We start from the raw sequence: 14,089 nt of genomic DNA on the forward strand, positions 1-14,089 counted from the left end.
GCGCGGATCAAACAAATGGCCGCGAGAGAAAATGATGTTATCTTTATAATAAAACAACTTCACTGACAACTACTGTCAGTGAAGCTGTTAAAATTAATTTTCTATTAATTCCCGATCTATTTTATGGAAACGGTTTAATTTTTCTTCTGCATGGAATAGTACATTTATAAGATCCAATGTACTGTCGTAATGCATTGTTTTGAAATACAGGCACCTTATGAAGTTCTTTGAATTGACTCTTGCAATATACTGCATCCGGTTATTCTGCCAGCCCGCACATTCACTTAGCTCTTCGATCCAATTGATAATCTCTTGGTTTGATAACAGATTCCCTTTCATGATTCTGAAAACAACACGGCAGATACGCTCGTCTTCTTCTGTATGAAAAATATAGGTTCCATTATGCAAGATTTTCTTAAAGGCATTTAAAATTTCTTTCATTATATCCTCGCTGCATTCACGGCATTGTACCAACTCATCCATTACATCTGCACCGTGTGCTGCTGCATGTGCCCATTCTGATTTCTGAACATATCCCCTTAAGTCCTTTTCCGAAGTGTAGTATTCTATCACTTTGTCCTTGATATCAATAAACTCATCAATACTTAACAATGCCTTTTTTCTATGTCTATTTAAAACCAGAACTACGACCAGCGCTGAAAACGTCCTAGTAAAAACGCTGTCATTTCCGTCGCTGCCTATTTGATAAAATAAATGTTCCTTATCCATCAGGATGGTAAGAATATATTTAAGCTGCTCTTCATTGAAAGATTCCTTCTCTTCTATCCACTCACTGAAGGTATTATATATTAACTCATCACGAAACTCGGAATCCGTATCACCGATATGGTCAAGCATCTGCAATACATAATCCCACGGATCCTGTTCTCCTGCCACCATGTATTGATTTTCCTGGATCTTTCTTAATTCTAATATAAGTTGTTCTCTTTTATTATTCAATCGCTCTACTCCTTTAGCATTAATCCCCCATGATCCATAAATCATGATTTAACTACTTCAATCCGATTCCGTCCATTCCTTTTTGCCGCATACAAAGCATCATCACTTATTTTATACAGTGTGTTTATAGAAGTGTGTTCATCTGGAATAACGGTGACGATTCCTATACTTATCGTATATTTTATAATATGATCTCTGCCAACGTTGACAGAAGCTTTCTCTGCAATCCTTCTTAATCTTTCTGCGACTTCTAAAGCCTCCTTTTCATTCGTTCCAGGAAGCAGTACTGTAAACTCTTCGCCGCCGATTCTGCCAAACAGATCATAATCCCGTAATTGATTTTTTATTTTCACTGCAAAATCTTTTAATACCATATCCCCTGCAAAATGGCCATAAACATCATTGATTTTTTTAAAATTATCCAGGTCAATAAGAAAGAATGAAATAGGCTCCTTTCTTCTTGAGAATAATGAGATGTTCTCTTTTGCCCGCAGTAAAAATGCTCTTCGGTTGAATATATCCGTCAGTTCGTCATATGTAGCAACCTTAGTCAATTCTAAATCCGACTTTTCCTTTGCCATAAGGATAAAACCAATATTCCCGATCAGCATAATCAGATATAAGCAAACGAAAAACAAAACATTGTACATATTATTCGACATCAAAGATACGGATTCACTTAATCTGATTCCCATAAAAGCTCTTAGAATAAGCAAAATAAATCCTGTTAAATAAATGAAAGCGACTGTCTTTTGTAAAACCGATGAATTTTTATCCATTAAAAATACATAGATTGGGAAGCACCAAAGTATAATCATACTGACGGACATAATTGAAACCCGCACACCCTCCGCATATTGCAGCAATAAGGCCAGATGGATCACCGCATAACATATACCCGTTTTATTGATCTGTTACAGCGTTTCTTTATAATCAAGAACGCAATAATCTGCGTGGCCTGAGCAATAATTAAAAAGGAATTACCAAAGGATATTGAAATACATAGATTGATAACGTCCCTTAACCCAAGAAGAACCCATGCAAAGGTATCAAACAGTCTTGCAAATAAAAAGATATATAAAGAAGAATCCTTTTTATGTTGGATCATGTAGGCAATACCTAATATTCCAGAAAAAAGATGTCCTATCACAATTGTAAATATAAGAGTTTTGATGCTGAAGTCTAAACTCATTTTATTGCTCCCCACCTTCATGTTGAAGTTCCAAGCTGAAATTATAAACAATTAACCTTCTCAAGCAAGCCGGACCTAAAGCCTACTGAACTATTACCATTATAATCTATAAATACTGAGCGTTACAGCTTCCACATGTCATGAGATTCTGCCTGAATTACTCTCCCCCATCGTATACCTTCATCATTAAAAATTCGTCTATCCCTTTACGATAAAGGCTTGGAATTGTTGCCAGGTACTTATATCCTAATTTCTCATAAAAAATCTTTGCATCTGGATTGTAAGTAATTTCTTTCCTATCCCTTTTCCCCTGTATTCCTCTTTAATAGCAATGAGATGCAGGTAATGAAATGCGTGAAAGGCACCTTCTGGAATAAAATATGCAAATCCGGCGCATTCACCGCTGCACAGAACCACATACAAAGTTCCTCTATGTATACCTTCCATTACTGCATTCGCTCTGCTCTCTTCCGATTGAAAATAAGCCGTACACATTGATGAATGTTCCATCGCTTTTATACAACTATCTAAATATTCTTCCGTTCCTTTTCTAAATTGTATGTCCACACCCGCCCCTCACCAGATATCTGAAACTATTTCATCGTACTTATTGAAATCAATCAAATGTTCCTTGTTACGTCGTACGGTTGGTATTCCCCCATTCACACATGATATCAAGAATTGGAATCAGGGATTTGCCCCGTTCGGTTAAGCTGTATTCCACCTTAGGCGGAATTTGCGGATATTCCTCCCGATGGACAAGCCCGTCAGCCTCTAATTCTTTCAGCATTGTACTCAAAGTTTTATATGATATGGTTTTGATATATTTTCTCATTTCATTATATCTTACTACTTCAAACTCCATCAAACAATATAATATTACCATTTTATATTTTCCGTTGATCAGAGATAAGGTATAACTAAATCCTGTATTCTCTAAATCTTCAGCTTTTGAAATACACGAAAAACTCATTTACACTCTCCTTTTCGTAAGTACTACACCTTAATATTAGTATTGAACATTTATGTGCGTACTTGAATAATAGCTAGTTTACAATATAATTAAAGCAGACATACTGGTTGGTGTCAACATTCTTTGTAATAAACACCGCCCGGTTTTGTCATCAATCTTAGCAGAAAGGTGGATCATATGAAAAAAAGCAAAAAAATCGTTATACTTACCGGCAGTCCTCGAAAAACCGGCAATAGCATTGCTATGGCGGAAGCATTTACCAAGGAGGCAGAAAAGAAAGGGCACAGTGTCACGCGCTTTGATGCAGCTGATATGACTATTAAGGGATGTACCGCTTGCGAAACCTGTTTTAATACAGGTAAGGCTTGCAGTTTTGATGATGATTTTAATAAAATAGCTCCTGAGCTCTTAGAAGCTGATGTATTTGTTTTTGCCACACCTCTGTATTGGTATTCATACCCGGCAAAATTAAAAGCCGTAATTGACAAATTTTATGCATTTTTAGTTGGCAAGAGAGGGGTCGGCAATAAGGAATGTGCTCTCATTGTCTGTTGCGAAGATAAAGATATGCCTATGTTTGACGGAATCCGCTTTTCTTACAAGCAAACCACTGATTTGCTTCAATGGAAGTCAGTGGGTGAGGTTTTGGTACCATCGGTTGCTGCACCTGGGGATATTTACAAGACAAATGGGTTGGAACAGGTCATAGCATTAGCCGATAAGTTCTAAGTCAGAAAGATGATTCAATCCCAGCCAGGCATATTCCTGCCATAAAAATACCTCCAAACTGAGTAATTCTTTCTTACATCAGTTTGGAGGTTTGGCTATGCTTAATCTAGTAGTTATCTCCTAAAATCCCTATCCAGTCAATATCTGCCGCAAGTCCGGGGGCTGCATAATCTGCCCTCAGCTGTGCATGCTCTGGCCCGACTCCCAGGGTTTTCATATGTACCGCTTTTGCGGCTGCTATACCGGCCATTGAATCCTCCACTACAAGGCAATCCTCATTTTTTAAACCCAATTTATTTGCAGCAACTTCAAAAACTTCAGGATCCGGTTTCGACCTTGTAATATCAAGTCCGCAGCTTACCTTATCAATGTGAGAAAGAAGTCCTGTTCTTTCAAGAATGAGAGGTGCATTCCTGCTCACTGAACCTACACCGATTAATAAGCCTTTGCTTTTTATCATTTTTAAACACTCGATCGCCCCAGGAAGGATCGCCTGCTCATCTAACTTCTCTAAGAGCTCTTTATAATAATTATTTTTCCTCTCAGCAAACTCCTCTTTCTCCACCTGGGTATAAATCTTACTTCCCTTTCCCAGCACCACTTCAAGAGATTCCATTCTGCTGACACCTTTTTGCTTCTTGTTATCTTCCTTTGTGAATGTATCAATTCCAAGTTCCTCTGCCAGTATCTTCCACGCTTTAAAGTGCAATTCATCCGTGGATACCAATACTCCATCTAAATCAAAAATCACTCCGAGAATCATAATTATCTCTCCTTATATTCTTTAGGTCTCTCATTTCATCTGTACAATCTCTTTCAATTATGCTAAACTATTACTAATTCAGTTTAACATTAAACTTGCGGAAGAAAGGAGCATAAAATGGCTACAATAAAAGATATTGCACAGGCTGTAGGGGTAAGCTGCACCACCGTCTCCAATGTGATTCATGGAAGGGCCGGTCGTGTATCAACAGAGACCATTACCCTTATTAATGAAGCCATCGATCAATTGGGTTATGTTCCAAATATGTCCGCCCGTGCTCTTGTGTCAAACTCCTCTAAAGTTATCGGGATGATCAGTCACCTGACTTCAAATAAAAAAGAAAGTATTGTAGAAGATCCCTTTCATTCTGCCTTCATAGGTTCCATTGAAAAAACCTTAAGGGAAAACGGTTATTATCTAATGCTCCGTACCGTGGAAACCACTTCCGATTTAATGAATTTCCTTCATAACTGGAATGTTGACGGTCTTTTTTGTACCGGTGTATTTCAGGATGAATTTTTTGAAGCACTTACCAAACTTAAAATACCCGTGGTATTAATCGATAGCTATGTAGCTCATCCGAATATCTGCAATGTGGGCCTTCAGGACTATGACGGTGGATATACCGCCACAAAATATCTCATTGACAAAGGTCATAAAGATATTGCATTTGCCTCTCCTCCCATCAAAAAGAAGGGCGTTGTTGACGAACGTTTTCAGGGTTATAAAAACGCTCTGGCGGATGCTTCCATTCCTTTTCGTAAAAATCTGGTTTTTGAACAGGAGCTTGATACGGCAACTACCATAACCCTTGGCACACAATTAGCCGCCAGAAAAGATATAACAGCCATATTTGCTACAGCGGATATTTTGGCTGCAGGAATCATGGCAGGTCTTAAACAAGCCGGTAAAAGGGTCCCTGAAGATTTTTCTGTCATGGGCTTTGATGATATTAACTTATGTCAGCTTACATCACCAACACTTACCACCATTCATCAGGATGCTCCTTTAAAGGGCAAACTGGCTGTTTACTTCCTCATGGATAAGCTTGACAACAAACCGATACCAGACAATGAGATCATTCTTCCAATTCATCTTGTTGAAAGAGAAAGTGTGATATCACTCTGATCTTAGTAAGAAGGGAATGTTAAAACGCATTCCCTCCTTATTTTTATCTGATTTTTTTTACCTGTGCTTCATCCTTAGTTACAGTAATCTGATACAAATCTCCCAGATAATAAACCTTAAAGCTTAATCTGATCCAGGCGGATGATAGCCGGGAGGATACTTTTAGCTTTCCGTCCTCGATCCGCAGTCCGGCAAACCCTTCCACTGCAGTCATATACGCTCCGCCGCTGGCTGCCGGATGGGTGCCGCCGATATAGATAAGTCCGGCCCATTGCTTTCCGCCATCTCCAAGATCTGCTCCGGCTGACTTGATAAAGAAAGGATATGCTTTATCCGCCATACCGCATTTGCAGGCAAGCATGGAATACATGCAGGCACTTAAGGAAGAACCGTGTTCCGTCCTGGGTTCATAATAAATCCAGTTTTTATAACGTGTTTCAGCATCATACTCTTCGGAGAATAGATTGATCATGGTTACAACATCTGCCTGCTTTATGATCTTGGTATGGGATGCCACGCCATAAGCTCCTCCCCAGTATTCTTTTTCGTGAAGAAGCCTTTCCTTAACCTCAGCAATTGAAACTTCTTCCAGTTGCTCGTAGCCGTCAAACTGTTCAATAATACCGGTTTTTTCGTCGGGCGCTGGGATGTAAAGATGTTCTGCTGCATCCTGCAGTCTCTCTAGCAGCTCTTTCTTCTGTAATGAATCTTTATTTGCTTCTTTTTTTTCTTCTTTTAGAATTTCAACGGCTGCATCAAAGGTATACTTAGCCATTCGGTTTGTATAAGCATTATTGTTTACTCTCTCATGGTACTCATCTGGACCGATTACATCCCAAAGTTCATAACGCTCATCTTTAATTTTCCTGATCAAAAGGCTGTAATAGAACTTCGCACATTCCAATATTACTTCTGCCCCGCCCTCTGACAACAAATCTCTTTTTCCGGTAAATAAGGTATAACGCATAATACCGTAAACCACTGCTGCCGATATATGGATCTGCTTATCCTTAAAATAAGTTCTCATGGGACGGCCGGTAAATACATCTGTTACATTGTAATCAGAGCAGGCATCATATCCGCCCTCCTGACTCTCCCACGGGTAAAAAGCACCGTCTAACCCATAGCTTTCAGCTTTCTTTTGGGCACCGGGCAGCGTATCAATCCGGTATTTTAACAGTGTTTTCGCTATTTGGGGCTCTGTAAAGAGGAAAAAATCCAGCATAAACATCTCAGTATCCCAGAATACCGCTCCCTTATAGGTCTGACCTGATAGCCCTCTGGCTGCGATGGACAGGCTTTCAGAGTGTCTTGGCGCAATGCTGTGGAGATGGTAAAGAGAATAGTTAAGAGCTTCCATTGCCTCATCGTCTCCTTCAATTGATACTTCTGATACCTTCCATTTCTCTTCCCAGTTGTTTTTATGGCCTGACAGCAGCTTTTCATATCCGGCTTCCTTTGCTTTCAGTGCAAGCTTTTCTGCTTCTGACTGATAGTTCTCACCGTCTTTGCTGGTATAAACAGCTATGTATTTATAAAATTTGTACTGCCCACCGGCTTTTAAAGGAATACTGATGCGCCGCATTACTTTTCTGTCACCATTGCTGACCATCTGGTCTGTTTTCTTAAGAAGCCCAATGGCCTCAACCACGGCCACATGGTCCTGATTCTCATGTGTAGTGCCAAATGCATACAGGCATTCATTCAAAGAACCGGTATCTATGCTGTCATAATGAGGACCGTTAATATCCCAGACATCACCATCAATACCTGTTATTATCTCAGCCTCTCCGTCAAAGGAAGGAGTAAGCGTTACCATTAAGGCGATCAGGTGTTTTTCTTCCATGCTTGCAAATCTTTCCGTCTGTAACGATATACTTCCTTTTTTCGTCTGAAATACAGTCTCACGGCTAAATAGACCATGCCTGTAGTTCAGACTCATCTTATGGGACAGCCACTCCTTTTTTAGCAGGCTATATTCTTCCCCTTCGACCAGAAGTCTGGTATATAGGCCATTGGGAGCATTTAAAGGTTCTCTCCATCCATTTGCCTGATCATAAATACCTGCAAGATTTATCGCGGGAAACTGTTCTTTTGTGTACTCCTCCAGGGTTCCCCTGATTCCCATATAACCATTGCCGGCTAGAAATTTATTTCCCAGATTTGCTGTTTTCCGGGGATCATATCCATTCTCTTCGATCTTCCAGCTAATCATGTATCATTCCTCTCATTCTGCCGCTTAAGCGGCATAAAGTCTAATGGAATAAGCCGCCATAGGGCGGCTCATTACCTAATAGATTATAGGGATAACCACTTCTTCCTGACCTATGGCATATTCTTTTTCATAAATCAGAACCTTAATGCTGCTTCCTTTCTTAGAGGATATTCTCATATGATCCTTGTCAATGGCAACGAATAAGATATCTCCTTTCAAATGCACCCGAAAGGAGTATCCTTCCCACTGCTTCGGCAAAGAAGGAGCAAAGGTCAGTTCTTTCCCGTCAGATCTCATTCCTCCGAATCCGTATACAATATTCATCCAAGCGGCTGCAATGGAAGTAGTATGCAGTCCTTCCCCGGTATTTCTGTTATAATTATCAAGATCCATTCTGGTTGCAAAACCAAAGAATTTATATGCTTCCTCCTCTTTTTTAAGCTGAGATGCCAAAATGGAGTGGACCGATGGGGAAAGTGAGCTTTCATGGATACATCTGGGTTCATAGTAGTTATAGTTACTCTCCAACTGATCCCTGGTAAAATCTTTGTTGTAAAGGAGCATCATCATTAAGACATCCGGCTGCTTTAACATGTTATTGCGGTATATCCTGTCATAGCTCCAATGGTGGTAAAGAGGGAATTCTTCCACAGGTATTTTATCAACGTCAATCTGGGGAAGATTAAAATATCCCTCATGCTGTTCAAAAATTCCTGTTTCTTCCTCATAAGGAATGTACATATGTTCTGCTATCTTACGAAAGTTCTCAATTTCTTTCTCTGTCAGGCCCCTGTCCTTCGTGACAGCACCATAGATTTCAGGTGCCGTTTCAGAGCATCTTTTTATTACATCCAATGTATATTCCAGGGTTTTCTTCCCCATATAATTGGTATAGCAGTTATTATTTACCATCATCTGGAACTCATCCGGTCCCATGACTCCATAGAATCCGTAGCGGGTACCGTCACCGCTCCAATCCCCTCTGGAAGCCAGCATTCGGCTGACCTCAATCAGAATCGGAAGACCCTTTTCAAAAATAAATCCATTGTCACCTGTATTATTCTCATAATGCCAGTAACCATAAGCGACTGCTGTGGATGCCTGCAGCTGAAGGCTTGCATGCTGCCAGAGAGAACAGCATTCCCTTCCTGTTATGGTAGCGATAGGATAGAAGGCCCCTTCACAGTCAAGTGCTTTTGCCCTGTCCATGGCTTCTGAAAGAGTCAGATAACGGAACTCCAGCAAATGCTTTGCTGCCTGTGGATTGTTAAAGATATAAAATGGCAGACAGTACGCTTCTGTATCCCAGAATGTGTTGCCGCTGTAAGCTTCTCCTGTTAATCCTTTCGCACCAATGATCGTTCCCTGATCCGCACCGTGATACGTCTGATGCAGCTGGAAGATACAGTATCTGATCCCCTGCTGGTTCCGCTCATCTCCTTTTATCTCTATATCAGATTCCTGCCAGGCTGCATCCCACCATGCAAGGGTATCCTCTTTTAATTTGTTATAAGTCAATACATTTAAAACTGCCGCATTCTCTTCACATTTCTTTTTAAAAGCTTTCTTATCAGACTCTGCAATACCCTTTCTGCTGATATTTCTTATAATCTTAGTGAATTCAAATTCTTTACCTTCTTCAAGAGAAAGTGTGAATTTTCTGACGTATCGTTTCTCTTCCTGTTCATCTTCCCTATTTACATAATCACAGAGAAATTTACAGCTAACGAAAAGAGACTGATCTGTACCAATGGTAGTTCCAAGCATACTGATTGTATTCTCATCTGCTGGCTTAGACACGACATTCCACATATTGCGTCCAGTCATTTGATGAATCCCGGTAAAATCAATGCCGGAATGAAGCGTTATTTCTCCTGAAAAGTTAAGAGGAGTTATGATTATCTTCTGCGCTGCAGACTCTGCCTCTTTCATAGGCAGGAAGCGTATGAATTCAAGTCTTATTTCCTTGCCGCTTGTTAATACCCATAGATAGGATCTGGTCAGAATACCACTCTTTAAATCTAATTCCCTGTAGAAGTCTTTAAACTGTACCGTGTTTAAATCTAATAATTCTCCGTCTGCTTCTATTCGGGTGTATAACCAGTCTGCAGAATTTACAATGAACTCTGTTTCGTCTACAATCCCTTTGTAACTTGATTTTTCAAGCTGCGTCTTTTCATAAATGCCGTTAAAGTAATACCCCATAAGACTGTCGCCGGAATACCCTTCCTCAAAACTGCCTCTGGTGCCCATGTATTCATTACCCAGTGAAAAAATAGATTCAGAAACCAAAGCATAGTCCTTGTTAAATCCCTCTTCGGTAATTTTCCACGGATGTACCTTATAATAAAAATCTGCTGATTTTGCCATATTCTACCCCTTTAATGCTCCTGCTGCTGCACCTTCTGTTATTTGTTTTTGGAATAAAGTAAATAATACGATAGGAGGTATGATTGAGAATGCTACCGCTCTTAATATCTCTACGTCCGTTGCATTGGAAGTGCGGAACATAAACAGTCTTACCATCACCGTTTCCTTACCGGAACCATTAAGAACCAGATAGGGAAGAAGGAAATCAGACCAGGCAGCATTAATTGCAAAGATAACCACTACCACTACAATGGACTTTGACAGGGGAAGCACGATTCTGGCAAATGTCTTTAAATAACTGCATCCGTCTAACTTAGCTGCTTCAATTAATTCCTGGGGCAGACTTTCAAAGAACTGTTTAAATAATATTACATAAAATGCATTGGCTCCAAATGACAGCCAAAGCGGTAAAAAGGATTGATTCAATCCGATTCTGTTGATGTTGACAAATAAAGCTACAACACTGGTTGTGGCGGGAATCAAAAGACTCCACATAACCAGTCCGAAAACGATTTTATGTCCCTTTGGCTTTATAATGCCAAGTACATAAGCAATAAGACCATTAAAAATAACAGCACTTACAACACTGCCTAACACGGAAGTAAAAGAGTTAATATAAAACTTACCGAACTTTAAATCATTCCAGGTCTTTATATATGTACCAAAATCAAAATTGGAAGGCAGAAGTGTTGCGCTTCTTCTAAACTCCTTAATATCCTTAAAGCTCGCTAAGAATACCCATAAAAGAGGAAACAAAGAAGCGATGACTATGCCAATGCATAACAAATAGATAACGATAAGCAAAGTTCTGGTGCGTTTGGAATGAAGGTCATAAAAACGGACGACTCCGTCTTCTTTTTTTCTGTAACTGTCAAATAACATTCAAATCCCCCCTAATCTTCTTTTGACGCGGTGAATTTAAAATACAAACCGCTTAGAATAATTAAAACAATGCTCATCATTACGGATAATGCAGCCGCCATGGGATAATTAAAATCCCTGAAGGCGTAATTATATACCAATTGCATAATCGAAATACTTGCATTATTAGGCCCGCCATTGGTCATAACCAGCGGTTCATAAATAATCTGGAATACTGCAATAATTTGAAGAATCAGTAATGTCTTACCAAGAGCAAAAATATTTGGAATGGTAATATAACGCATTCTGTTTATAATTCCTGCACCATCTATGGTAGCTGCCTCATACAGCTCAGGATTGATGTTGGATATGCCTGCCATATAGATAAATGCAGTAGAACCGGCACCTTTCCAGGTCATCACAGCTACAATTAAGGGGATCGTCCATTTAGGATTTGTAAGCCATATCTGCGGTGCTGCCCCGATCTTATCCAAAAGAATGTTTAAAACACCGGTATTGCCGGGGCGGAAAAAGAAGCCCCACATCAAAACCATGGCAAGACCCGGCATAACATTAGGGAAATATATTCCAACACGGAAAAAGCTCTTTAAACACGTTGTTTCTGTTATGAGAATTGCCAGTATGATAGGTACAAAGAACCCGATGATCAAGGACCATAAAATATAGACAAATGTATTGGAAAACGCCGCAAGAAAGTCCGGGTGTTTCAAAACCTTCGCATAATTCTGAAGGCCCACAAACTCCTGAAGACGAATTCCTTTCGCTGTATAAAGAGAGAGTCGGATACTTTCAATCAATGGCTCCCACACAAAAAATGCAAATAACAGGATTGTAGGCAGCATGATAAACCATCCCGTCAGATCTCTTCTTTTTAACCCCGTCCAAGGTTTCTTATTTGCCAGTTTATGTTTTGTTTCAGCCACGTTATCTGCCCTCCTTATGTTTTAATGTCTTATCAAAGCTGATGGGCATCTTGCAAAAGATCCCCATCAGCCTGATGCTATATTTATTTGTTAACTTTTTGGTCTAACATCTCCTGATAGTTATCGTTTGCTGTTTTCATAAGTGCTGGAATATCCGCATTCTTATCTGTGATGACTGCCTGAAGAACTTTTGTGAGTTCCGCATATAAATCCTGTGCGGAGCCGGGCTCTTCGGCTCTTAAGTTGCCACTCGTTTTGATAATATTAAAGTAGTCGTTGTAAAGCTTCATATCAACGTTACTATATTCTTCCGTTACTGCTGTTTCCGCATCTAAAACTTTCTGATCGACCCAGCAGGGGAAACGGGGAATTACAGGTACATTGTTATTAACTTTGTTCTGATCATCCGCTTTCATGCCGGCAATCGCTACATCTGTTGCAACAGGTGCTTTCCCCATAATCTCAAGGTAATCAAGAGCAGCATTAATCTGTTCCGGTGTTGCATCCTTTGAGAACATATAAGGTGTACCCCCAGATAAAGAGTATTGTCCTTTCGGTCCTGCCGGAATGGGAACGATCGATAACTTATCAACAGGAAGACCGTTAACCTGTGTCGGCTGGTTTACGGCATCGTTTGCAGCTATATACATAGCAGCTGTTCCGGTTCCTAACGCACCGAAACCAGTCCCCCAGTCTTCATTGGTAGGATCAGCAGTAAGTACGTCATAATCCCATTTTAACGATTTCACATATTCCATAGCTGCAATCGCCTCAGGACTATTTACATTAGCAGCATATTTTCCGTCTTTTAAAAGTGTAAATGTTGCCCCAAATCCCCAGGCAATGTTGCTGAAGTGCCACCCGCCTGCGCCATCTTTCGCTAAGAGGCATAAACCTGCCTGACCGGTCTTATCTTTGATTATCTTAGCTGTTTTAGCTAGTTCATCCCAAGTCTTTGGATACTGGGGAGATCCGTTTGCATCAACTAAGCCGGCTTCTTCAAAAAGCTCAACATTAAGCATCAGACCAAGTGCATATCCATCACGGGGAAGTCCATAGATCCTGCCGTCTTTGGAAAGCATATCGCGGATAGAAGGATTCATTGCTGCATCCCAGCCCCTGGCTTTTAATTCATCTGTAATATCAGCCACAAAGCCTCCATTAATTAACTTCTGGGGCTCTGTAAACCAAGTATCGAAAATAGTGGGCAGATTCCCTGACTCTGCTAAGGATACGAAGGTATCCGTTGCGTATTTGTAATATGCAGGAATCACTTCTACATTAGGGTGAGCCGCATTGAAGGTTTTTACATATCCTTCATGAAGCTTAACATCGTCAGTTAATGTATCTTCAGGCCAGATACCAAGCTTGATCTGGAATTTCTCAACAGGCGCCCCCGCTGCTGCTCCCTCTGTAGATGCTGCCACTGCAGACGTTTCGTTTTTTTTGCATCCAACTAACGTTGTTGCGACCAGCAGTAAGCACATAAGCATACTGACAAGCCTTTTCATTTTTTTCATAAATCTTCCCCTTCCTTTGATATGCTTTTATGTAGTTTTACGTTAAACTTGCATCGCAGTATGTTATGTATTGTTGATTTAACGTTAAACCTATTATAGCAGTTGTGAATTTTGTTGTCAATGAGTTTTAATTATTATTTATTGTTGTATATATTGCATTAAACGACATAATATTTGAACTGATACCATAGGTTTCATACTGCTGCTTTTGGCTCTCAAGGCAGCCTGCTTTTGGCCTATTCAAGCACTTAACGCAAAATAGCAGATATATTTCTAGTTGACAAATGAAAAACACATAGTATAATGATTTTTAATTGAATAATATCTTCAGGGCAGGGTTCAATTCCCTACCGGTGGTAAAGCCCACGAGCCGCAAGGCATGATTCGGTGTAATTCCGAAGCCGACAGTATAGTCTGGATAAAAGAAGATGATA

Annotated in this window: 12 protein-coding genes and 1 riboswitch; of the genes, 2 read left to right on the forward strand and 10 right to left on the reverse strand. The window is 40.0% G+C overall.

What is annotated here, in order from left to right; translation table 11 throughout:
• Positions 1-93: 93 nt before the first annotated feature.
• The 4 genes from BMX69_RS11725 to BMX69_RS11745 form a co-directional block, all read right to left on the reverse strand.
• Complete coding sequence (locus BMX69_RS11725; protein WP_054791601.1) at positions 94-960, reverse strand: DUF2785 domain-containing protein; 867 nt, start codon at positions 958-960, stop codon at positions 94-96.
• Positions 961-1,001: 41 nt separating this feature from the next.
• Positions 1,002-1,655 (reverse strand): GGDEF domain-containing protein, encoded by a 654-nt coding sequence (locus BMX69_RS11730; protein ID WP_157724409.1) that lies wholly within the window; start codon positions 1,653-1,655, stop codon positions 1,002-1,004.
• A gap of 743 nt (positions 1,656-2,398) precedes the next feature.
• On the reverse strand, positions 2,399-2,662 hold the full coding sequence (locus tag BMX69_RS11740; RefSeq protein ID WP_166433191.1) for a GNAT family N-acetyltransferase: 264 nt from the start codon (positions 2,660-2,662) through the stop codon (positions 2,399-2,401).
• Positions 2,663-2,786: 124 nt separating this feature from the next.
• The gene (locus BMX69_RS11745; RefSeq protein ID WP_054791606.1) at positions 2,787-3,125 is read right to left on the reverse strand and encodes a winged helix-turn-helix transcriptional regulator; all 339 of its coding nucleotides are present in this window, start codon (positions 3,123-3,125) and stop codon (positions 2,787-2,789) included.
• Positions 3,126-3,302: 177 nt separating this feature from the next.
• On the opposite strand from BMX69_RS11745, the gene BMX69_RS11750 reads away from it, so the two are divergent.
• A complete protein-coding gene (locus tag BMX69_RS11750) occupies positions 3,303-3,854 on the forward strand; it encodes a flavodoxin family protein (RefSeq protein ID WP_100042438.1) in 552 nt (183 codons plus the stop codon).
• A 106-nt stretch (positions 3,855-3,960) separates the two neighbouring features.
• On the opposite strand, the gene pgmB is transcribed toward BMX69_RS11750, so the two are convergent.
• Positions 3,961-4,617, reverse strand: coding sequence for a beta-phosphoglucomutase (gene pgmB / locus BMX69_RS11755; RefSeq protein WP_100042439.1), 657 nt, complete (start codon positions 4,615-4,617; stop codon positions 3,961-3,963).
• 117 nt (positions 4,618-4,734) lie between these two features.
• Here pgmB and BMX69_RS11760 point away from each other — a divergent pair, with 117 nt between their 5' ends.
• Positions 4,735-5,745, forward strand: coding sequence for a LacI family DNA-binding transcriptional regulator (locus BMX69_RS11760; RefSeq protein ID WP_100042440.1), 1,011 nt, complete (start codon positions 4,735-4,737; stop codon positions 5,743-5,745).
• A gap of 43 nt (positions 5,746-5,788) precedes the next feature.
• Here the strand turns inward: BMX69_RS11760 and BMX69_RS11765 are convergent, their stop codons facing one another.
• From BMX69_RS11765 to BMX69_RS11785, 5 genes are all read right to left on the reverse strand, one after another.
• On the reverse strand, positions 5,789-7,960 hold the full coding sequence (locus tag BMX69_RS11765; RefSeq protein WP_100042441.1) for a glycosyl hydrolase family 65 domain-containing protein: 2,172 nt from the start codon (positions 7,958-7,960) through the stop codon (positions 5,789-5,791).
• A gap of 75 nt (positions 7,961-8,035) precedes the next feature.
• The gene (locus BMX69_RS11770) at positions 8,036-10,330 is read right to left on the reverse strand and encodes a glycoside hydrolase family 65 protein (RefSeq protein ID WP_054791608.1); all 2,295 of its coding nucleotides are present in this window, start codon (positions 10,328-10,330) and stop codon (positions 8,036-8,038) included.
• Positions 10,331-10,333: 3 nt separating this feature from the next.
• On the reverse strand, positions 10,334-11,212 hold the full coding sequence (locus BMX69_RS11775) for a carbohydrate ABC transporter permease (RefSeq protein WP_025233926.1): 879 nt from the start codon (positions 11,210-11,212) through the stop codon (positions 10,334-10,336).
• An 11-nt stretch (positions 11,213-11,223) separates the two neighbouring features.
• Positions 11,224-12,135, reverse strand: coding sequence for a carbohydrate ABC transporter permease (locus BMX69_RS11780; protein ID WP_242941412.1), 912 nt, complete (start codon positions 12,133-12,135; stop codon positions 11,224-11,226).
• An 83-nt stretch (positions 12,136-12,218) separates the two neighbouring features.
• The gene (locus BMX69_RS11785; protein WP_242941413.1) at positions 12,219-13,655 is read right to left on the reverse strand and encodes an ABC transporter substrate-binding protein; all 1,437 of its coding nucleotides are present in this window, start codon (positions 13,653-13,655) and stop codon (positions 12,219-12,221) included.
• A gap of 319 nt (positions 13,656-13,974) precedes the next feature.
• Positions 13,975-14,089, forward strand: a riboswitch (FMN riboswitch).

It is taken from the genome of Lacrimispora sphenoides JCM 1415, from assembly GCF_900105615.1.
Classification (GTDB): Bacteria; Bacillota; Clostridia; order Lachnospirales; family Lachnospiraceae; genus Lacrimispora; species Lacrimispora sphenoides.